Annotated in this window: 20 protein-coding genes; 9 read left to right on the plus strand and 11 right to left on the minus strand. The window is 34.7% G+C overall.

From position 1 onward, the window contains the following. The first annotated feature begins 130 nt into the window (after positions 1-130). Positions 131-715, plus strand: coding sequence for a nucleotide exchange factor GrpE (gene grpE, locus AC5LW9_RS01470; RefSeq protein ID WP_065738101.1), 585 nt, complete (start codon positions 131-133; stop codon positions 713-715). Between the two features lie 56 nt (positions 716-771). Here the strand turns inward: grpE and def are convergent, their stop codons facing one another. Continuing rightward, positions 772-1,284, minus strand: a complete 513-nt coding sequence (gene def, locus AC5LW9_RS01475) for a peptide deformylase (protein WP_086308187.1) — start codon at positions 1,282-1,284, stop codon at positions 772-774. A gap of 155 nt (positions 1,285-1,439) precedes the next feature. Between def and dprA the strand changes: the two genes are divergently transcribed. Further along, the gene (gene dprA / locus AC5LW9_RS01480) at positions 1,440-2,546 is read left to right on the plus strand and encodes a DNA-processing protein DprA (protein WP_198227387.1); all 1,107 of its coding nucleotides are present in this window, start codon (positions 1,440-1,442) and stop codon (positions 2,544-2,546) included. A gap of 86 nt (positions 2,547-2,632) precedes the next feature. On the opposite strand, the gene rraA is transcribed toward dprA, so the two are convergent. The 5 genes from rraA to AC5LW9_RS01505 form a co-directional block, all read right to left on the minus strand. Further along, on the minus strand, positions 2,633-3,121 hold the full coding sequence (gene rraA, locus AC5LW9_RS01485) for a ribonuclease E activity regulator RraA (RefSeq protein WP_086308241.1): 489 nt from the start codon (positions 3,119-3,121) through the stop codon (positions 2,633-2,635). A gap of 90 nt (positions 3,122-3,211) precedes the next feature. Continuing rightward, the gene (locus AC5LW9_RS01490; protein ID WP_493456183.1) at positions 3,212-4,114 is read right to left on the minus strand and encodes a 1,4-dihydroxy-2-naphthoate polyprenyltransferase; all 903 of its coding nucleotides are present in this window, start codon (positions 4,112-4,114) and stop codon (positions 3,212-3,214) included. A gap of 72 nt (positions 4,115-4,186) precedes the next feature. Further along, positions 4,187-5,374, minus strand: a complete 1,188-nt coding sequence (locus AC5LW9_RS01495) for an ABC transporter permease (RefSeq protein ID WP_086325875.1) — start codon at positions 5,372-5,374, stop codon at positions 4,187-4,189. A gap of 14 nt (positions 5,375-5,388) precedes the next feature. Next, positions 5,389-6,528: an ABC transporter permease gene (locus AC5LW9_RS01500; protein WP_065738095.1), complete on the minus strand. Its 1,140-nt coding sequence runs from the start codon at positions 6,526-6,528 to the stop codon at positions 5,389-5,391. Continuing rightward, positions 6,510-7,481: an HlyD family secretion protein gene (locus AC5LW9_RS01505; protein ID WP_144092639.1), complete on the minus strand. Its 972-nt coding sequence runs from the start codon at positions 7,479-7,481 to the stop codon at positions 6,510-6,512. Before AC5LW9_RS01505 ends, AC5LW9_RS01500 begins: the two co-directional genes overlap by 19 nt. 335 nt (positions 7,482-7,816) lie before the next feature. On the opposite strand from AC5LW9_RS01505, the gene AC5LW9_RS01510 reads away from it, so the two are divergent. Together AC5LW9_RS01510 and AC5LW9_RS01515 are read left to right on the plus strand one after the other, a co-directional pair. Then, positions 7,817-9,106, plus strand: a complete 1,290-nt coding sequence (locus AC5LW9_RS01510) for an NAD(P)/FAD-dependent oxidoreductase (RefSeq protein ID WP_198227383.1) — start codon at positions 7,817-7,819, stop codon at positions 9,104-9,106. 92 nt (positions 9,107-9,198) lie between these two features. Beyond that, positions 9,199-9,798, plus strand: a complete 600-nt coding sequence (locus AC5LW9_RS01515) for a YiiX family permuted papain-like enzyme (RefSeq protein WP_198227381.1) — start codon at positions 9,199-9,201, stop codon at positions 9,796-9,798. Between the two features lie 6 nt (positions 9,799-9,804). Here the strand turns inward: AC5LW9_RS01515 and rnhB are convergent, their stop codons facing one another. The 4 genes from rnhB to fabZ are packed head-to-tail and all read right to left on the minus strand — an operon-like array spanning position 9,805 to position 12,839. Next, on the minus strand, positions 9,805-10,395 hold the full coding sequence (gene rnhB, locus AC5LW9_RS01520) for a ribonuclease HII (protein ID WP_198227379.1): 591 nt from the start codon (positions 10,393-10,395) through the stop codon (positions 9,805-9,807). A gap of 35 nt (positions 10,396-10,430) precedes the next feature. Next, the gene (lpxB, locus tag AC5LW9_RS01525) at positions 10,431-11,573 is read right to left on the minus strand and encodes a lipid-A-disaccharide synthase (RefSeq protein ID WP_493456184.1); all 1,143 of its coding nucleotides are present in this window, start codon (positions 11,571-11,573) and stop codon (positions 10,431-10,433) included. Then, the gene (gene lpxA, locus AC5LW9_RS01530; RefSeq protein WP_493456185.1) at positions 11,570-12,352 is read right to left on the minus strand and encodes an acyl-ACP--UDP-N-acetylglucosamine O-acyltransferase; all 783 of its coding nucleotides are present in this window, start codon (positions 12,350-12,352) and stop codon (positions 11,570-11,572) included. The genes lpxB and lpxA overlap by 4 nt, the downstream gene beginning before the upstream one ends. A 40-nt stretch (positions 12,353-12,392) precedes the next feature. Next, positions 12,393-12,839, minus strand: a complete 447-nt coding sequence (fabZ, locus tag AC5LW9_RS01535) for a 3-hydroxyacyl-ACP dehydratase FabZ (protein WP_086325882.1) — start codon at positions 12,837-12,839, stop codon at positions 12,393-12,395. 236 nt (positions 12,840-13,075) lie between these two features. Here fabZ and fkpA point away from each other — a divergent pair, with 236 nt between their 5' ends. The 3 genes from fkpA to tusC are packed head-to-tail and all read left to right on the plus strand — an operon-like array spanning position 13,076 to position 14,663. Then, positions 13,076-13,894, plus strand: a complete 819-nt coding sequence (gene fkpA, locus AC5LW9_RS01540) for an FKBP-type peptidyl-prolyl cis-trans isomerase (RefSeq protein WP_198227371.1) — start codon at positions 13,076-13,078, stop codon at positions 13,892-13,894. Between the two features lie 50 nt (positions 13,895-13,944). Next, on the plus strand, positions 13,945-14,280 hold the full coding sequence (gene tusD, locus AC5LW9_RS01545; RefSeq protein ID WP_493456582.1) for a sulfurtransferase complex subunit TusD: 336 nt from the start codon (positions 13,945-13,947) through the stop codon (positions 14,278-14,280). Positions 14,281-14,309: 29 nt separating this feature from the next. Further along, entirely contained in the window at positions 14,310-14,663 is a 354-nt protein-coding gene (tusC, locus tag AC5LW9_RS01550; protein WP_198227369.1) for a sulfurtransferase complex subunit TusC, read from the plus strand. 191 nt (positions 14,664-14,854) lie between these two features. Here the strand turns inward: tusC and nagE are convergent, their stop codons facing one another. Next, positions 14,855-16,348 (minus strand): N-acetylglucosamine-specific PTS transporter subunit IIBC, encoded by a 1,494-nt coding sequence (nagE, locus tag AC5LW9_RS01555; protein ID WP_493456186.1) that lies wholly within the window; start codon positions 16,346-16,348, stop codon positions 14,855-14,857. A gap of 246 nt (positions 16,349-16,594) precedes the next feature. Here nagE and nagB point away from each other — a divergent pair, with 246 nt between their 5' ends. Then, positions 16,595-17,401, plus strand: a complete 807-nt coding sequence (gene nagB / locus AC5LW9_RS01560; protein WP_198227365.1) for a glucosamine-6-phosphate deaminase — start codon at positions 16,595-16,597, stop codon at positions 17,399-17,401. Positions 17,402-17,412: 11 nt separating this feature from the next. Then, on the plus strand, positions 17,413-18,555 hold the full coding sequence (nagA, locus tag AC5LW9_RS01565; RefSeq protein ID WP_493456187.1) for an N-acetylglucosamine-6-phosphate deacetylase: 1,143 nt from the start codon (positions 17,413-17,415) through the stop codon (positions 18,553-18,555). Positions 18,556-18,566: the final 11 nt, after the last annotated feature.

The following is an 18,566-nucleotide window of genomic DNA, read 5'->3' on the forward strand; positions in this document are numbered from 1 at the left end:
TAAACATCTGTATTTTTTGGGTATAAATTAAAAAAAATACATATCAATGTCTCGATAAGCTTGTAATAATAAAAATTGTCCCCATAATAACCGTTATTCATTAAGTTTTCGACTACATTTGGAGTACCTTATGACAGAACAAGATAAAAATATGTCAGAAAATGAAGCTAACATTGACACCCCAGCAGAAGAAACAACAGAACAACAAGCGGCAGCGCAGCCGGATTTAGAAGAGCAATTGAAAGCAAAAGATACTCGTATTGCCGAGCTTGAACAAGCTTTACAATTAGCTAAAAAGAATGAAAGCGAAGCGATGATTCGTGCGCGTGCTGAAATTGATAATGTTCGTAAACGTGTTGAGCAAGATGTCGATAAAGCACGTAAATTTGCGTTAGAAAAGTTTTCAAATGAATTATTACCCGTCATTGATAACTTAGAACGTGCTTTATTATCTACTGATAAAAATAATCCGGAACATCAAGCAACCGTTGAAGGTTTAGAACTGACATTAAAATCGTTCCTAGATACGGTCAAAAAATTTGGTATTGAAGTTGTTAGCACGGAAGATTCCCAATTAAACCCTGATGTGCACCAAGCAATTAGTATGGTTGAATCACCAGAACATCAATCAGGACAAATCGTTAATACCATCCAAAAAGGTTATACTTTAAATGGTCGATTAATTCGCCCAGCGATGGTTATTGTTGCTAAATAATCGTATCGTCGTAAATAGTAGATGGTTTAACCGCCATCTATAAATGGCGGTTAATTTTATTTTTTACGTTGCTCTTCACGCGTCAGTTTTTTCATCTTTTGTTCAATTCGCTGACGTTTTAATGGTGAAAGGTAATCGACAAATAATTTACCTTTTAAATGATCCATTTCGTGTTGTATACAAATAGCAAGTAGGTCGTCGGCATCAATTTCATAAGGATTTCCATCACGATCTAATGCTTTGATTTTAATTTTTTCCGCTCTTGGTACAAACCCTCGACAATCAGGTATTGATAAGCAACCTTCTTCAATTCCTGTCTCGCCTTCTTTACTGATCACTTCAGGATTAATAATCACATAAGGTTGACTTTTGTCTTCGGTTACATCAATTACAATGATCTGCTCATGTATATCCACTTGGGTTGACGCAAGACCAATGCCTTTTTCTGCATACATGGTTTCAATCATGTTATCGATAATGGTTTGTAACTCTGGCGTAAATTGGGTGACGGGTTTAGCAACTTTGCGGAGTCGCTCATCAGGGAAACGTAATACCGGTAAAATAGCCATAAATTCTTCGATCTACTCCTCAAAAATCAGATTAGTTCAGTTTATTACTCATTGTAAACATTTATCATGTCATTGAATAGCCCTTATTGGCTATTGGTAGTATTTATCTTATCTATTCAAAAAATTAAATTTATTTAACATGAGTGCAAAAAGTTATGATGAGTAAATATGAATTCTTATTACGAATTTCAATGCTTGGACAAGGAAAACTTGCAATTTTTAAAAAAATTAGCCAAATTTTTGGTACAGATCTGCCTAATATAATTAATAATGTATCGTTTTTACTTGAGAAATTAGCATTGACTCAAGAGCAACAAGAAAAGTTTTTAGCTACTTCTTATTTTCATTTTGAACCGATACTTGAATGGCTCGATACCCCTTATCCTCAAAAGCATTTGATTGCGTATTGTGATTCAGATTATCCGATTTTGCTTAAGCAAATTAATTCACCACCAATATTTTTATTTGTTATGGGAAATTGTCAGCTACTACACTCTCCACAAATTGCTATGGTTGGCAGCCGTGAATTTAGTGAATATGGCGCTCAATGGGGACGATATTTTGCTGGTGAATTAGCCATTAACGGGTTAACCATTACCAGTGGTTTGGCACTGGGTTTAGATGCGATTTGCCATCGTGGTGCACTTGAGGTAGGCGGTAATACTATTGCCGTTCTCGGTAGCGGATTAGCTAATATAGCACCAAGGTCAAACCTAAATTTAGTGAATGATATTTTAGCGCAACATGGTGCGATAGTATCAGAATTTTTACCTTTTGAAAAAGCAAGAACCGAATATTTTCCTCGGCGTAATCGAATTATCAGTGGGCTAAGTTTAGGGACTTTTGTTATTGAAGCATCAGAAAAAAGTGGTTCGCTAATAACGGCCCGTTATGCACTTGAGCAAAATCGTGATGTGTTTGCATTGCCAGGAGATATTGATAATCAAAACTGTGTTGGAACACATTCTTTAATTAAGCAGGGTGCCTATTTAGTTACTGAGCCAATTGATATTTTAGAGCATTATAGTCGTTATTTATCAACAATAAATCGACAAACAAAAAACGAGGATGACCTCAATAATCATATTTTGTATCCTGAAATTTTTGCTGTCATTCATCATCAACCTATTGCAGTTGATACAATTGCATCATTGGTTAATTTATCGATTCCTGAACTTACCAGTAAATTATTAGATATGGAAATCGCTGGATTAATTATGACGGTAACAGGGGGATATATTCGCAAGCGAACGATCAAATAATAGATAAACTATTATCAAAAAGTTTGAGGTGATGACTGTGTTTCAGTAAAAAACCGCCGATATTTATCGGCGGCAAGAATGATATCTTATTCTTCTATTTCTAAGGCAATTTCAGACAGAATAATACCTGTATTATCTGCATAGACAAAATCACCTGAGAAGAATGTTACGCCACCAAAGTTAACACGAATATCAACTTCACCAACGCCTTGATTTTCAGCGCCTACAGGAATTGCGGTAAGTGCTTGAATACCAATTTCAGCTTCAGCTAAATAGTCAACTTGGCGAACGGCACCATAAACAATAATGCCTTCCCATTGATTTTGCAGTGCAATATCAATTAGTTCTGCATCAATCAACGCACGACGCACTGAACCACCACCATCAATTACTAAAATTTTTCCTGTGCCGTCAGTTTGCAGAGTTTCAAAAAGTAAACCATTGTCCTCGAAACATTTAACTGTCACAATTTGTCCAGAAAATGATGTCACACCACCAAAATTACTAAATATGGGTTCCACTACGTTAACATCTTCTGGGTAGTAATCGCAAAGAATTGAAGTATCAAACTCCATCATCAGGTCTCCTTTTGCTGTCGTATTTTAATACTATATAGTATAACGCTAACATCAAGTAAAACGATATTAAAATTAAATAATCGTGAGCTAGCTCAAAATTATCCCCAAACAATAAAGTAAATTAATCAATAAAGCAAGTTTGACCATTTGTAATAGTAAAGGGAACGCATCTTTTGCTGTTTTAAAATGAAAAACGGCATAGACATGTTCAATTAACAAAGGTAGACCGAGCATAAATAGCCAACCCCAACGAGGATTTAGATAACTATAGGAGAATATGCTAAATGAGCATAATGAGCTTACCAATAATAGAAGGTGGTAAACTCGCCCACGATCTTTGCCCATTAAAACTACCAGTGTTCGTTTGTGATTCATTCTGTCACTGTCTATATCACGAAGATTATTAATATTAAGTACTGCAACGGACAATAATCCACAGCCTAAAGCTGGTAAAATAATTGGTATTGGTAATGTTTTGGTTTGTAAGTAATAGCTTCCTATTACACTAATTAGACCAAAAAAGATAAGAACAGATAGATCTCCAAGACCTATATAACCATAAGGTTTTTTACCTACCGTGTAAGTTATTGCTGCAATAATAGATAATATTCCTAATAGTATAAAAATTAAAATTTCATAAATATTATTACAAGCTAAATAAATTAAAGTCAGTCCAAATACAATACATAAAAAAGTATTAATCCATAATGCTTTTTTTAATTGATTAAGCGTAATTAAACCTAACTGCAAACCCCGTTTATGCCCAGTTAAGTTTTGATCATCACTGCCTTTAATCGCATCACCATAATCATTGGCTAGATTCGATAAAATTTGTAGTAATGATGCGGTAATAATTGATAAGAGCATAATCAGTGGATCAAAAGACCGACCCCAATACGCAAGCGTATTACCCATCAAAATGGCACAAAGTGATAATACTAATGTTTTAGGGCGTAAACTAATAATCCATGGATAATATTTATTGGGCATACAACATATTATTTATTTAAAAAATCATGCATTCATCATATCAGTAATCAATAATATATTCACGTTTTAGTACTAACTAATTGACGGTTTATTATGAATTTTTGGATTTTTAGGCCGTAAAAATTTCTTTAATTTTTTGAAATATCCTCTGACTTTTCCTTCTCGTAGTGCAGCAATAAAAAAGCCTAATGAACCATACATTACACCGAGAAAAAGAATCATAAATATATTAAATAAATTGTCTGACAGACCTAATCCCATCTGATTTACGCCGGCAATCATATTCGTTGCCCATGTTGATGGCAGCATTCTCGATACTGTTTGTACCCATAAAGGCATCGCATCAAGTGGCCATATGGTACCAGATAGGTAAAATACGGGCGTGGTTAAAAAAGCTAAAGTTAAATAGATCATCTCCGCTCGGCGTAAACACTCTGTAAGCAATTTACTTAAGCCCAAAATTCCTAATAATAGAGGAAATGTCATAATAATAATTTCAGGTATACTGGCTAATTGCCGATAACCGAGTAGCCATGGCCATAATCCAAATAGGACTATAGATAAAAATAACCATATTGGAATAATACCGAATAGACTTCCGAATATAACAATCCTTGGTGGCTTACCTTGTGGCAAGGAGTGTAGGGTAATATTGATTCGCGTTGAGGCAATTAAAAAGGAGTGTTGCAACAACATGACTAATAGTCCAGGAAAGGTTATTGCTGCAAAGCTGATACCAGCATTATAAAGTGGCATCGTTTGCCCTTTTATTGGCGATAAAATGATATTAATCTGCTGATCAGAAAACCCGCCATTACGCATTACTCGCATATTATATTCGGTCAATATTTGTTGATATATTCCCTTAATATCAACTTGTATCAAACCATTAGCTAAACGGCTAGAAGCATCGCCATAAGCAGGAATGGTTACATCTTGACCATTTAATAAGCGTTTTTCAAAATCCCTTGGAATGGTAAAAACTGCAAACAATTTACGATTGTTTATATCATCATAAGCTTGTAATGAATTTTCATAGGTTAGGACATTGATTTTAGAACTGGTAGTTAAAGAACGAATCAAACTGCGGCTCGTTGCGGTATGATCTTGATCGACAATAGCAACGGGTAAATTAGTGATAGTACCATTAAGATAAACAAGACTCATTAATGAGACAGACAATAGCATCAATAACCACATTGGTCGCATTAGCATAAAGAAAAACATTTTTACAGCTGAAGAAAAAAATAGCTTAAGCATCCAAATATTGCCTCTTACTGTGAATGTAAACGCTTGACTAAACGTTTTCTAACTAACACTGTAATAATTATTGGATAGATCATCAAAATACTACAGGTTTTTAATACGGATAGATAACTAGAATGCCGTAAAAATAGATCAAACAATTTATTGAGCGCATAAGTTAAAGGCTCAAGTGATGAGATAAACCTAGCTATCCAAGGCATAGATAACTCTGGTACAACCACGCCTGAATAGGTTAATGCAAGCCCTACTAAAACCCCAATATAAGTATATGCATCTAATGTTGTTTTGGTAAACGTGTAAAGCAAAATACCAATACTTTGTGCCGCAATTACATAAAAGAAAACCACCATCATCATAGCAAATGGCGAACCGGATACTCGAGCATCAGAAAATAAAACCAGCATTGCTATTTCAAACATCAATAACATGGTATACCAAATGGTATAAGGGGCTAATTTACCTAATACAAATGGATAATTAGGTCGAGTGCGTTTGGGTAATTGCGACAAAATATAAATAGTTGTCGTAACCACAAATAATTGCAACAAATGTACTACTGCCGAAAATTGTTGGAAGTACATCGAGTTACCGCTTGCATTAAATAGCCCATCATAATTGAAATTAACTTGAGCAAGTTTTGGAACGGGTAAACCAATACTGGTTGCCATGGTAGTCCGATATTGGGTGTTTAATGATGCAATTAACCCTGAATAATCCATTATTGAATATAAACCAGCACTATAATATAGAGCATTATAATAAAGCATTGGTGTTGGCTGGCGGCCAGCTAACACATCCGCTTCAAAATTAGGTGGTATATAAAGAACGGCATAAATCTTGGCTTTTTCTAAATCATGCTCAGCCATTTTTAGCTGATTATCATAATTAATCAAATTGGCATGTGCGCCAGCGTTAAGATCCCGTATTATTTCACGAGATAAAGAGCTTTTATCTTGATCAACATAGCCTACCGGTAGATCAAACAGTACACCTTTGTGAAAGATACTGCTAATTAACACAAAGATAATTAGCGGTAAAATCCACATTAACCAATGGAAAGTAAATCGCTTAAATATAACTGGTATTTCATCGTTAAAAGCGTCTTTAAAGCGATGCCAGAAGTCTAAAACTAGTTGTCTATTTTCCATAATGTACTCATACCTGCGCGTAAGCCTTCTACAGGTTTAGTTGGATAAAGTCTAATTTCAAACGTTTTTAAATCAAAATCACCGGTCGCACGAGTGGCGCGTTTGGTTGCATAATCACCCATTGGTGAAATAAAACGAACTTCCGCTTCAACTTCTTTGTTACCAAGTGCGGGAACTTCTAGCTTAATATGATCACCTTTATGAATATGAGGCATAATATTTTCACGAATATTAAACACAAAATAAGCTTGTGGTAATCGAATAACGGTTAATAGTGGACTATTGGCATTAAATAATTCGCCTACTTCAGCAGGAATCGAACCTACTTCTCCATCTACTGGTGCTTTAACTTGCAAGTCATCAAATTGGATCTGTAATTGCTTAAGTTGTTCTTCAGCTTCTTTTAATTTGGCATCATAAATTTGTCGTTGTTCAACACGATCACCATTTCGTGCTTGATCTAAATTAGCCTGTGCTGATAAAACTTGTTGATAAGCAGCATCACGCGTTTTCAGCGCATTATCTAATATTGATTGTGATACAAAGCCTTTTGCTGAAATTGCTTTATTACGATTGTACTCTTTTGAGGCATTGTCATAAGCTACTTTAGCTTGTTCAAGTAATGCTTCATAATAACGAATACTTTCTTCACGTGTGCCATGTTCAGAAAGTGATACTTGTGCTTGTGCTTGATCTCGTGCTGCTTCGGCCGCTTTAACTTGTGCTAAAAGTTCTGGACTATCAAGCGTAATTAAGACATCATTTAGTTTGACATCATCACCACGATTCACATGAATAACTTGCACTCGCCCCTTTGCTTTAGAGGAAATGCTAACATTAGGCGCATCAACTTCGCCTTGTAAGATAAGTTCGCTATGATGAGCACGAATTAAGATCGTCATCGAAATTAATATAACAATCAATGCTATAACAATAAAAATTTTTTTATTCATAAATTTGTTTTGAATGACAATTGTAAGAAAAGGCCTAAAGAACTAGGATAATTGTACGCAATCAAGAATTAACATACGTCATTAATGATTACTATATCACACGATATAGTGTTTTACTTAAACAAACAAAGCTATATTTTTAAACCAAAATAAAGATTACATGGAATAATTTATAACTTGATTGTTTACATTCTATTTCACCCTTAAATAAATTTCAATAATTCTAAACCACCATTTTAATAGATTTTATTTATGAATATCATCAGTCAAAAGAAATAGATAAAAACCTACTTATTTAGTAAGATATTTTTAATTAAATTAATAAGGCTTTAATTATGCAAAAAATAATTATTATAGGTGGTGGTGCTGGCGGTTTAGAGCTCGCTACTGATCTAGGTGATAAATTAGGCAAAACGGACAAAGCTCAAATTACCTTAGTTGATAAAAATAGTTATCATTTATGGAAACCATTATTACATGAAGTAGCAACGGGTGTCCTTGATGAGCAAGTTGATAATATTTATTATGCATCTCAAGGTCAACAGCATAATTTTGAGTTTACCCAAGGTACATTTACCGATCTTGATCGAGATAGCAAGCGAATTACGGTTATCAACCATAATGATGAATCTATTTCTATTGATTACAATATTCTGGTTATTGCCATTGGTAGTACCTCTAACGATTTTGGTACACCTGGTGTTAAAGAACATTGTATCTTCTTAGATGATCAAAATGCGGCTATTCGTTTGCGAGAAACCTTGATCAATAAATTCACTAGTTTTTGTTCAATCATTGATGATCATCAAAGCACTGATGAAGATAAAATCCGAATTGCAATCGTTGGTGGTGGAGCAACCGGTGTTGAATTAGCTTCTGAATTACCAAATATGGTAGAAAAATTTGGCGCCTGTGGTCGTAACAAAATGTGTTCGGATCTTCTAGATGTGTCAGTTATTGAAGCAACTGATCGTATTTTACCTGCTTTGCCAGAAAAAACAGCGATAAGTATTACTAAAACGCTTGAAAAACAAGGTATTCATGTATTAACAAAAACCATGATTACAAAAGCGGAAAATGATGGATTTTATCCAAAAGATGGCGGTATCATCAAAGCTGATATTATGATTTGGACTGCGGGTGTTAAAGCACCTGATTATTTAAAAGAAATTTCAGGCTTAGAGTCTAGTCGTTCCAATCAATTGGTGGTAAAACCGACATTGCAAACTTCCCGTGATGACAGTATTTTTGTTATTGGTGATTGTGCTTACGCAATGCAAGAGAATGGTCATGCCTCACCACCTACCGCTCAAGCTGCACATCAAATGGCAAAAATATGTTATGAAAATATTATCAATATACTAAATAACAATCCATTGAAATCATTTAAATATACCGATAATGGAACAATCATTTCTTTACATGATACTGCACAAGGTGTGGTCAAAATAGCTGGAAAGAGTGAAATGAGTGTTAAAGGTTGGTTTGCATTAATTATTCATCGATTATTGTATCGAATGCATCAAGCCAGTTTATTGGGTATCTTTAAAACGATTCGTTTTGCTCGTGCTAGTAAATTTATGTACAAAACCAAATCGACTTCCATTTTTTGTAATCGTAATTAATTATTAAAATAACAGCTACTTAAAAGTTTTTTAAGTAGCTTTATTAGATTATACTACTACTTTAATTGATTCGATTTTATAGGTAGTGGTTAATGCGTTTTATTTTCATTTTTGGTTTACTTTTCGCTAGCTATACAGCTTTAGCAAATTATCAACCACAAGATGGTGATATTATTTTCCAATCTTCTCAATCAAACCAAAGTAAAGCCGTTGAGCAGGCAACTAAGTCGCCTTATAGTCATATGGGTATCATTTTTACTAAAAATGGCAAACCTTATGTTTTTGAAGCAGCAAGTAAAGTGGTTTATACACCTTTAGATAATTGGATAAATCGCGGAAAAAATAAAAAATATGTGATAAAACGTTTAAAAGATCATACGTTATCACAAAAAGAAATTACCAATTTAAAACAGGTCGCCAAAACATTTGAAAACAAACCTTACGATATTTGGTTTGGTTGGGATGATAACTATATTTATTGTTCAGAATTAGTTTGGAAAATTTATAATCGGGGACTTAAACTGAAAATTGGTCAATTACAAACCATTAAAGATTTTAATCTGTCATCACCAGCGGTTAAACAAAAATTAAAAGAACGCTATGGTAATAAGATACCTTATCAAGAAACTGTAATTTCACCTGTTGCGATGTTTAATTCACCACTATTAATCACTGTTGATAAGCGCTGGTAGTTGACTTTAGCATTGTAGTAATTTTTTTATTGGTGCAAAGCTTTTACGATATAAATGGTTAATGCCATGTTTTTCTATTGCAATTAAATGATCTTTGGTTGGGTAACCTTTATGTTTAGCAAGACCATATTGGGGATAAAGTTTATCTAACTCGACCATCTCGCGATCTCGTGTGACTTTAGCTAAAATCGATGCAGCACTGATTTCTGCCACTAATAGATCACCTTTAACAACGGATTGGGTTTGAATGCCAAAATTGGGGCAACGATTGCCATCAACTAAGACATAATTGGGTTTGATTTTTAAGCCAGATACTGCTCGCTGCATCGCCAGCATAGTAGCATGTAAAATATTTAGCTCATCAATTTCATCCACCGATGCTCTGGCGACACACCAAGCTAATGCATTGTCTTTTATCACTTCAAATAACTGTTCACGTTTTTTTTCAGTAAGTTTCTTTGAGTCGGTTAAACCAACGATAGGTTTAGTTGGATCTAAAATAACTGCTGCAGTAACAACATCGCCACATAGCGGTCCTCTTCCAACTTCATCGACACCCGCTATTAATGTAGCATCAGGGTAAGTAAATTCTAACAACGATATAAATCCTCTAACAGCGTATTTTTAAAACGCTAATCCTTTAAAACATCTAATACTGCTTGTGCAGCTTGTTCATCAGCATTACAACGAATTTGTTTATGTAAAGTGAGAAAGGTATTTTTAACTTCGGTATTATCTCCTTCTAAAAAAGGGATAATATGATTGGCGATATTTTCTGGTGTGCAATCTTGTTGTAATAGTTCGGGTACAAGTTCTTTTCCCGCTAAAATATTGGGTAAAGAAACATAAGGCGTTTTGATTATTTTTTTAGCTAACCAAAAAGTAAAGGCTTTCATTTTATATCCTACTACCATTGGGCATTTGGCTAACATACACTCTAATGCTGCTGTGCCAGATGCCAAGATAGTGGCATTGCTTGAAATCATCGCTTCACGGGCTTGACCATCTAATAGCTGCACTTCAAGATTAGGGGCGATTTGAGCTTTGATTTGTTCAAACTCTTTACGTCTTTTGGTATTAACTAACGGTACCACAATATGCAAATCAGGGTAACGCTGGCGTAATAATTGTGCGGCTTTTAGAAATGGTTCTGACAGTAAAGAGACTTCTGCGTGACGGCTACCAGGCAATAAGGCCAAACAAAGACAATCAAGAGGGATACCTAATTGCTGACGCATTGCTTTTTGATCTGGATTTAGTGGGATATCATCTGCCATTTTATGTCCAATAAAACGGCAAGGAACATCGAACTTATCATAAAACGCTTTTTCAAAAGGTAAAAACGCTAAAATAAGATTAGTATTGCGTTTAATTTTAAATACTCGTTTTTGCTTCCACGCCCAAACCGAAGGACTCACATAGTGAATGGTTTTAATGCCTGCTTGTTTAAGTTTGCCTTCTAACGAAAGATTAAAATCAGGGGCGTCGATACCAATAAAAATATCAGGTTTTAACTCAATGAGGCGTTTAGTGATGTCGCGACGAATAGCTAAAATACGACGTAATCGACCTAACACCTCTACGATGCCCATAACCGAAAGTTCATCCATTTCATACCAAGCTTTACAGCCTTCAGCTTGCATTTTTGGCCCAGCAATACCGATAAACTCAATATTGGGATAATGATTTTTGAGTGCACGAATTAAACCAACACCAAGAATGTCGCCCGAGGTTTCCCCTGCGACTAACGCAATGGTTAATGGTTTATTTATCATTTACGGATGATGCCACGTGTTGAACGTGAAAAGAAATCAATAAATAATTGGACTTCAGGATACTGTTTCGCTATGGTTTCAATCTCTACTTTGGCATCGTCTAATGTTAAGCCATTTCGATAAAGAACTTTATAACTATTGCGAATCGCTTGCAAAGCCTCTTTACTAAATCCACGGCGTTTTAAACCTTCATAATTTACACCGTGAGGCGTTGCATGATTACCTTGGGCAATAACATAAGGTGGTACATCTTGAGCAACTCCAGAGCACCCACCCACCATAACATGTGAACCAATAACACAAAATTGATGTACGGCTGTCATGCCACCGATAATTACATAATCGTCTAATTGGACATGTCCGCCTAAAGTTGCATTATTAGCTAAAATACAGTGATCACCAATAACACAATCATGAGCAACATGCGCATTAATCATAAATAGATTATCACTGCCAATACGCGTTAATTCACCACCTTGCACGGTGCCACGGTGAATGGTTACGCTTTCGCGAATCATGTTGCGATCGCCGATTTCTGTGCGCGTTGGTTCACCACGATATTTTAAATCTTGGTTAACTTCACCAATTGAAGCAAATTGATAAATTTGATTATCTTTACCAATTTTAGTGTGACCATTGATGACTACATGTGATTTTAAAAAAGTCCCATCACCAATTTCAACATTTTCACCAACAAAGCAAAAAGGCCCAATTTTGACATTATTGCCAATCTTAGCCCCTTTTTCTATTACTGAACTTGGATGTATTTCCGTTGACATAGCATTTCCTTAATACTTTTGGGATATTTCAAAATCAATATTATTTACGTGCACACATCATTTCGGCTTCACAAACCAGATTACCATCAACGGTTGCAACACCATGGAACAATGCAATACCACGACGTTCTTTAATATATTCAACGTCTAATACGAGTTGATCACCAGGCACTACAGGGCGTTTAAAGCGAGCTTTATCAATTGACGCAAAATAATAAAGTTGTCCCGGAGATAACTCTTCAATACTTTTGAAAGCTAAAATTCCAGTTGCTTGAGCCATCGCTTCTAGAATTAAAACGCCAGGAAAAATCGGTTTATTTGGAAAGTGGCCTTGGAAAAATGGTTCATTAAAAGTGACATTTTTAATGGCTTTTAATGTTTTGCCTTTTTCATAGCTAAGTACACGATCAACCATCAAAAATGGATAACGATGAGGCAATAAACTGATGATTTCTTCAATATCAAGGGTATTAAGTTCGGTAGTCAAAATAGCTATCCTTTATATTATTTGCTATAAATTGCACCTATTATAACTGAGGATGTGGCTTTCACTCAAGAATGATTTGAATAGTACTTTTCTTTTATATGAATCTTCTTATGCTATGTTATTATAATTTATTTACATAAATGATTTGTAAAAACTATATTATCTTACATTAAATCATTTATAATAATTCAAATAGTAAAATTGAGCTATAAAAGTTTCTAACTCGGAGAGGTAGTATGAAATCATTGATTAAAATGACATTAGTAAGTAGTGCAATCGTATTAGCATTGGTTGGGTGTGATGATAAAAAAAATACAACCGATAACAACGCCAGTACCAATAAAGTGACCATATCAACTGATGCACAAAAAGAAGCTTATGCATTAGGCTCTTCATTTGCTTCATACATGGCAACAAATTTGGAGCAAAATGAAATTAGTCCAGATAAAGAATATCTAATTAGTGGTTTTAATGAAACATTCCGTGATGCTTCTCAACTTTCAAAAGATGAAGTCAAAGATGTTTTAGAAGCATTTGGTAAACGAATTCAAGAAGAAAGTAAAGCTCGTTTTGAAAAAGAAAAAACGGAAAATACTGCTGCTGGTGATAAATTCCGGGAAGAATTTGCTAAACAAGAAGGTGTTAAACAAACGAAATCTGGATTACTTTATCAAATCATCAATGAAGGTTCAGATCGCCATCCAAAAGCTGATGACACCGTTATTGTTCATTACACAGGCACTTTAACAGATGGTCGTAAATTCGACAGTTCTTATGACCGAGGTGAAACTGCAACTTTCCCTCTTAATGCGGTAATTAAAGGTTGGACTGAAGGAATTCAATTAGTTGGTGTGGGCGGTAAAATCAAACTTGTGGTACCACCAGATTTAGCATATGGTGATCAAAGTTTTCCTGGTCAAGATGATAAAGCAGGTATTCAACCAGCATCAACATTAGTCTTTGAAGTTGAATTACTTGGTATTGATGGTGATAACAATGATAAAACTGAACAATCAACATCTGATCAAAATAAAAACAACAATAGTGCTAAATAAGATTTAGCTGACTAATTTTGACTGATTCATTAAGTTATACACTTGTTGTTATGGGTCCCGCATATGGGACCCAATCTGCTTATTGTGCCTATCAATTTGCACAAACTTTGCTATCCAAAACTTCCCATACAATTAAAAATATCTTTTTTTATGCAGATGGTATCTATAATGGTAATAAGTTTACCGATCCCGCTAGTGATGAATTTGATTTAGTATCGGCATGGCAGGCGTTGGCAAAAGAGTATTGTTTAACGTTAACTATTTGTGTCGCTGCCGCTCAAAGACGAGGTGTTATTGAAACGAATCTTGCTGATTGTTATCAGTTAACTGGGCTTGGTGAATTAAGTGCATCTATTGCAGAAACAGATCGAACTATTCAATTTTAGTATTAAAATTTTAGTATTAAGGCTGGTAAATGAAAAAAGTCGCAATTATTATTAGTTCACCACCTCATGGCAGTGCTAAAGGTCGAGAAGCATTGGATATAGCCTTAGCTGCATCCGCATTTAATCATATTTCTGTTTTTTTTATTGATGATGGTGTATTCCATCTGTTGCCTAATCAATCTCCAGAACACATTTTAATGCGTGATTATATTGCGACATTTAATATGCTTGAACTTTATGATATTGAAGATGTTTATGTATGCGAATCTTCACTTAATACACGAAACCTTGCTAAGGTAACGCAGAATATTGCTTGTAAAGTTATTAATAACCAATCATTAAACCAATTATTAAATATCCAAGATGTAATCTTAACATTCTAATTTTTATACTGAAACGTATAGATAATCTGAAACTTTTTTACAAACAAGATTTATAAAAAGAGACAGCTAATGGATTAGGATTAACGTAATTTTTATGAGATTGGATGAGGCAAAATAAATAATCCACGCTATTTTTTATACTGTATAAATATTGTGGATTATTTTATTAATATAATTTTATTAACTTTTTACTATACTAATTCTTTCATATGATTGGCGATTTTTTCTGCTTGCTGACCAACTACAATTTGTACACCTGTTTTCCCTAATTTAATTACTGCCATAGCGCCAAGAGCTTTTGCCGCTTGTTCATCAATTAGATCTGTGTCTTTTACACTTAAACGTAAACGTGTGATACAAGAATCAATATTGGTTAGATTTTCTTTACCACCAACGATTGCTAAATATTGCAGAGCAAGTGTTGATAAATCACTTGTTGTTGCTTTTTGTTGTGTTTCTTCTACTGTGGTGTCCGCACTATCATCATCCTCACGTCCAGGTGTTTTTAAATTGAATTTAACAATCACAAAACGGAAAACTACATAGTAAACAACAAAGAACACTAAACCTTGAAGGATTAGCATGTACCAATGAACAGCTAATGGGTTGCCTGATTGCAGTAACATGTCGATTAAACCAGCACTGAATGCAAATCCAGATATCCATTGCATAGTTGCAGCAATAAATAGAGAAATACCAGTTAAAATAGCATGAATTAAATAAAGCACTGGCGCTACAAACATAAAGGCAAATTCTAACGGTTCAGTAATACCAGTAAAGAAAGCGGCGAAAGAAGCTGCTAACATAATTGAAGCCGTTTTATCTTTATTCCCTTTTTTCGCTGTATGATACATAGCTAATGCTGCGCCAGGTAAACCAAACATCATAATTGGGAAGAAACCTGCTTGATAACGGCCAGTAATCCCTATCGTTGCCGTACCCGCCGCAAGACTTTTTTCCGGTTGCAAGAAATTACCAATATCATTAATACCTGCTACGTCAAACCAAAATACTGAATTTAGCGCATGGTGTAAACCAACAGGAATTAGTAGACGGTTAAAGAAACCATAAATACCTGCTCCAGCTGAACCTAAATCTTTGATTTGTTCACCAAATGAAGTCAAAATACTAAAAACCATTGGCCAGATAAAATATAAAATAAAGGAAACCAAGAGCATTACAATAGATACAATAATCGGGACTAAACGTTTACCACTGAAAAAAGCTAACGTTTTATGTAATTCGACCGAATTAAATCGATTGTAAATTTCCGCAGAAATAACCCCAACTAATATCCCAATAAATTGATTATTAATTTTGTCATATGCAAGTGGTACTAATTTTTCCCAACCAGCTTGTTCAATATCAATCCCATTAAAAAGGGCATATGACTTAGTTGATAAAAGTGTGGTAATAATTAAAAATCCGACTAATCCCGATAACGCTGCCGCGCCATCTTTGTCTTTAGACATACCGTAAGCCACACCAATTGCAAACAATATTGCCATATTACCGATAATAGCACCACCAGATTGAGTTAAAAATGTTGCAACAATGCTACCGGAGCCCCATGGCATACCATTAATCCAATTCCCTATTCCTATAAGTATTGCAGCAGCAGGCAATACAGCAACTGGCACCATAAGCGAGCGCCCAATACGTTGCATATAAGCTAAAATTCCCATTAGTTTAACCTCATATATTTATTAAAACTATATTTAAAAATGATCTTTTATTATACATTTTCAAATAGTAGTAAACGATCGATCCTATTTCACCTTATATTATTTTACTTCGCAAATTAATTATGCATTTTATGTGATTTATGTCACGATTTTTTTTGATTAATTTGGTTAATATAGTAAAATACAGTCAACATATTTTATTTATAAAAAAAAGTTATTTAATTATATCAAAAGAGGTATTATCGCATGAGGCTTATTCCTTTACAAAATGCACAAGAAGTTGGGGCCTGGGTGGCGCAGCGCATTGTAAAAAAAATCAATGATTTCAAACCGACAGCTGATCGTCCGTTTGTTTTGGGATTACCAACAGGAAGTTCACCATTGGTCATGTATGAACAACTTATTAAACAATATCAAGCAGGCAAGGTAAGTTTTAAACATGTGGTTACGTTTAATATGGATGAATATGTAGGACTTCCAGAGGATCATCCTGAAAGTTATCACACATTTATGTATGAAAATTTCTTTAATCATATTGATATTGATAAAAACAACATCCATATATTAAATGGTAATGCAGCAGATATTGACGAAGAATGTCGTCAGTATGAAGAAAAAATTAAAAGTTATGGTAAGATCAATGTGTTTGTTGGCGGTGTTGGGCAAGATGGACATATTGCCTTTAACGAACCAGGCTCTTCGCTTTGCTCTCGTACTCGCATTAAAACATTAACCGAAGATACACGAATTGCTAACTCCCGTTTTTTTAATAATGATGTTAACCAAGTGCCAAAACATGCATTGACTATTGGTGTTGCAACTTTAATGGATGCACAAGAAGTCATTTTATTAGTTTGTGGTCATAATAAGAGTTTAGCACTGCAAGCAGGAGTTGAAGGTTCGGTTAATCATCTTTGGACTGTGACTGCATTACAAATGCATCCAGCATCGCTTATTGTTTGTGATGAGCCAAGTACTGATGATCTTAAAGTAAAAACCTTAAAATATTTTAAACAAATGGAAGCTGATAATCTAAAAGTGACCGTTTTATAAAGGATAAACCAATGTACGCATTAACAAATTGTCGTATCTATACAGGTTATGAAATTCTTGAAAATCACGCCGTTATTATCGACGGCGATAAGATTGCTAAGATCTGTAAACAAGACGAACTATCTGCAAATATCACTATTGAAGATTTACAAGGTGCTATTGTTGCGCCTGGGTTTATTGATATCCAAGTAAATGGTTGTGGTGGTGTGCAATTTAATGAAACACTTGATGCGTTAAGCGTTGAAACATTAGAAAAAATGCAAGAGACTAATCTTGCTTATGGGTGTACTAGCTATTTACCGACTTTAATCACATCAACAGATGAATTTATGATAAAAGCGGTAAAAGTGATGCGTGAATACTTAGTTAAACATCCTAACCAAGCACTGGGTTTACATCTTGAAGGGCCTTATATCAATCCTGAGAAGAAAGGTATCCATGATGAAAATATCATCCGTCTACCATCTCAAGAAATGATCGACTTCCTTTGTGATAATGCCGATGTGATTAAAATTATTACTTTAGCACCAGAAAAAGTTGAAGCTCATTTTATTAAACAACTGGTTAGTGCTGGTATTCATGTTTCAGTTGGGCACTCCAACGGTCATTATGATGATTGCCGTCGAGGTTTTAATGCTGGTATTCGTTTAGGTACACATTTATTTAATGCTATGCCATATATTACTGGGCGCGAACCAGGTGTAGTTGGTGCAATTTATGATGAACCTGACGTTTATGTTGGTATTATTGCCGATGGACAACATGTTAGCTGGGCAAATATCCGAAACAGCCATAAAATCAAACAAGATCACTTGATATTAATTACTGATGCTATGTTGCTGGCTGGGTCAAATTTAACATCAGCGGTATTTGCAGGTAAAACCATTTATTATAAAGATGGTCGTTGTGTAGATGAAAAAGGTACATTAGGCGGTTCAGCTTTAACCATGATTGATGCAGTAAAAAATGCAGTCGAATATGTTGGTATTGCATTGGACGAAGCATTAAGAATGGCAACCCTTTATCCAGCGAAAGCAATCGGTGTTGATAAAACCCTTGGTAGCGTTAGTGAAGGTAAAATAGCCAACTTAGTTATCTTTGATCGTAACTTTACTGTTACTAAAACGGTTGTTAATGGAGAGATCAACGGCTAGAATGTAAGATA

The organism is Gilliamella sp. LMG 34360, assembly GCF_984568995.1.

Bases quoted from the DNA above. Each gene is read 5' to 3' on its own strand.
- rraA (WP_086308241.1), bottom strand. From the start codon at position 3,121: ATGGAGTTTGATACTTCAATTCTTTGCGATTACTACCCAGAAGATGTT.
- AC5LW9_RS01495 (WP_086325875.1), bottom strand. From the start codon at position 5,374: ATGCTTAAGCTATTTTTTTCTTCAGCTGTAAAAATGTTTTTCTTTATG.
- fkpA (WP_198227371.1), top strand. From the start codon at position 13,076: ATGAAATCATTGATTAAAATGACATTAGTAAGTAGTGCAATCGTATTA.
- AC5LW9_RS01490 (WP_493456183.1), bottom strand. From the start codon at position 4,114: ATGCCCAATAAATATTATCCATGGATTATTAGTTTACGCCCTAAAACA.
- lpxA (WP_493456185.1), bottom strand. From the start codon at position 12,352: ATGTCAACGGAAATACATCCAAGTTCAGTAATAGAAAAAGGGGCTAAG.
- grpE (WP_065738101.1), top strand. From the start codon at position 131: ATGACAGAACAAGATAAAAATATGTCAGAAAATGAAGCTAACATTGAC.
- tusC (WP_198227369.1), top strand. From the start codon at position 14,310: ATGAAAAAAGTCGCAATTATTATTAGTTCACCACCTCATGGCAGTGCT.
- nagE (WP_493456186.1), bottom strand. From the start codon at position 16,348: ATGGGAATTTTAGCTTATATGCAACGTATTGGGCGCTCGCTTATGGTG.
- AC5LW9_RS01505 (WP_144092639.1), bottom strand. From the start codon at position 7,481: ATGAATAAAAAAATTTTTATTGTTATAGCATTGATTGTTATATTAATT.
- AC5LW9_RS01515 (WP_198227381.1), top strand. From the start codon at position 9,199: ATGCGTTTTATTTTCATTTTTGGTTTACTTTTCGCTAGCTATACAGCT.
- AC5LW9_RS01510 (WP_198227383.1), top strand. From the start codon at position 7,817: ATGCAAAAAATAATTATTATAGGTGGTGGTGCTGGCGGTTTAGAGCTC.
- nagB (WP_198227365.1), top strand. From the start codon at position 16,595: ATGAGGCTTATTCCTTTACAAAATGCACAAGAAGTTGGGGCCTGGGTG.
- lpxB (WP_493456184.1), bottom strand. From the start codon at position 11,573: ATGATAAATAAACCATTAACCATTGCGTTAGTCGCAGGGGAAACCTCG.
- AC5LW9_RS01500 (WP_065738095.1), bottom strand. From the start codon at position 6,528: ATGGAAAATAGACAACTAGTTTTAGACTTCTGGCATCGCTTTAAAGAC.
- def (WP_086308187.1), bottom strand. From the start codon at position 1,284: ATGGCTATTTTACCGGTATTACGTTTCCCTGATGAGCGACTCCGCAAA.
- dprA (WP_198227387.1), top strand. From the start codon at position 1,440: ATGATGAGTAAATATGAATTCTTATTACGAATTTCAATGCTTGGACAA.
- nagA (WP_493456187.1), top strand. From the start codon at position 17,413: ATGTACGCATTAACAAATTGTCGTATCTATACAGGTTATGAAATTCTT.
- tusD (WP_493456582.1), top strand. From the start codon at position 13,945: ATGGGTCCCGCATATGGGACCCAATCTGCTTATTGTGCCTATCAATTT.